3 protein-coding genes are annotated in these 1868 nt (G+C 54.2%); 2 read left to right on the top strand and 1 reads right to left on the bottom strand.

From position 1 onward, the window contains the following. The first annotated feature begins 99 nt into the window (after positions 1–99). Positions 100–492, top strand: coding sequence for an EamA family transporter (locus BMX75_RS17885; RefSeq protein ID WP_281244597.1), 393 nt, complete (start codon positions 100–102; stop codon positions 490–492). A 341-nt stretch (positions 493–833) separates the two neighbouring features. Here the strand turns inward: BMX75_RS17885 and BMX75_RS18015 are convergent, their stop codons facing one another. After that, positions 834–965, bottom strand: a complete 132-nt coding sequence (locus BMX75_RS18015; RefSeq protein ID WP_245748667.1) for a helix-turn-helix domain-containing protein — start codon at positions 963–965, stop codon at positions 834–836. A gap of 99 nt (positions 966–1064) precedes the next feature. Between BMX75_RS18015 and BMX75_RS17890 the strand changes: the two genes are divergently transcribed. Beyond that, positions 1065–1778 carry a drug/metabolite transporter gene (locus tag BMX75_RS17890; RefSeq protein ID WP_245748669.1) on the top strand — a complete coding sequence of 238 codons (714 nt, stop codon included), beginning with the start codon at positions 1065–1067 and terminating at the stop codon, positions 1776–1778. Positions 1779–1868 lie beyond the last annotated feature (90 nt).

Here is a 1868-nt window from a genome sequence, read left to right on the forward strand (position 1 = left end):
TCACTTTGGTCGGTAAAGCAGGGAGGGTACCGGCGCTGGCCCTCCTGCTTCTACCGGGTGGTCCAAAGTGCTGCAGTTATTCTATGAATCCAGGCCTTAATCCTAGGGCTAGGTGCGGGCGTAGGCTTCGCTTTACAGTTACACTTTTTGGGACAAATACCATCACAAGCTACTTTTTATGGCATAGCTTTATGTATGCTAAGTGGTGGCCTATTCCTCCTACCCTTCTGTTCTCGAAAAAGTTACAACCTTAAGCGCTTTGCATTTTTTGCTACTGCCGCAGGGGGGATCAGCGCCTTGGGGCTTACACTCTATGCATTGTCTCGCGAAGGACAACTTGCAATTGTAAGCATTATGATTGTTTCGATGTATCCCCTGATACCAGTGGTTTTTGGCTCAACGATACGCAAAGAATCCATAAGCAAAACCAGTAAGATTGGTATAGGACTATCCATTTTAGCAACGATGCTGATTGTGGCAGGAACACATTAAATATCTGCCAAACGCGCGTTCTAAATAGCCTGCAATGTACGGTCGTTTGCATTTTTGCAGGCAATCCGCCCGCTTGAAGCGCCACCAACCAATACGAGCGAAAAACCCAGCTTTCCTTCAAGCGGCGCAAGCACGCGGCTTTCTTGCAGAAGCTGGCACTGTTCGCGCACCTATTCAGCATGCGCCTTATTGGTGGGCATAAGGTGCAGCACTTCCACCACCACCGAGCCCACCAAAAAGCCAATCACTGCAGAGCACCAGCGTATTGAAGCTCCAGCCCAGCATACCGCCCACGGTGTCAACGCCAATGAAAATTGTCCAAGAAAAGCGCCATACCCTCTTTACGGTCTTATAGCACCGGTCCCCGACTGGCTAACGCCAAGGCGCTCCGCCGCACAGGTATAAGACTGCTCTTCTGCCACGGAAAGCAGCGCGCGAAGTTGGGCAATGGAGATATCCGCCCCTCTGATCATCACAACTCCTCATGGCGACCATGACCTAATCGAGTTTCCAGCCACATATTAGCGGCTTCTATGCTGGCCCTTCCCTTATCATCAAGACCAGGAGCCCGCATGTCTATCGCCCGTACGCTAAGCGCCATGGTGCTGCTCGGCAGTACGCACTTTATCAATGGTTTGCTCGCCCGTTTTTACCCGCCGCTCAACATTGGGCGGTGCGCTTGTCGGCTTTGCGGGCGCACTGCTCTTTTCCACCAGGGAGCCAACCGTGTGGATATGGGGCGCGCTGGCGGGCATCGGCTCCGCCCTTGGGGCCTGGCTGCTTTACCAGGGCTTATCCCGGGCCCCTTTGCCATCGTAGTGCCTGTTAGCGCTGTCGCGATGGTCACCATTGCCCTTGGACTATCGCTGATTTTCCTGGGCAAGCGACCCAATGCCTGGGTATGGCTAGGCGTGATGATCGCTCTGCCCGCTATCTGGTTAACCGCGGGAGGGGGTAAACCGAGCAAAACGCGGGTGAGCAGCAGCACCAGAGCGGGCCTGCTATTGGGTTTGGGCGCGGGCTTAGGGTTTGCCTTGCAGCTTCACTTCCTTGGCCAGGTGCCTGAGCCAAGCGCTTTCTATGGCATCGCACTCTGCATGCTCAGCGGCGCCGTATGTTGTCTGCCCTTTTATCAATATGCACACCCAGCACAAAAGCACTTTCCACTGCTGGCAACCGCAGCGGGCGGCATCAGTGCATTAGGGCTAACGCTGTATGCACTTTCGCGGGAAGGCCAGCTAGCCATTATCAGCATCGTGATTGTATCGATGTACCCACTGATGTAATGACCCCCTGGTTTTTGCACACCCTACGCAGCTATTGCAGGGTGTGCTCGGGGCGCCACATAGCCTATGTGACTGATGTGGCCGTTCTTC

It is taken from the genome of Vreelandella subterranea (genome assembly GCF_900111305.1).
Lineage (GTDB): Bacteria > Pseudomonadota > Gammaproteobacteria > Pseudomonadales > Halomonadaceae > Vreelandella > Vreelandella subterranea.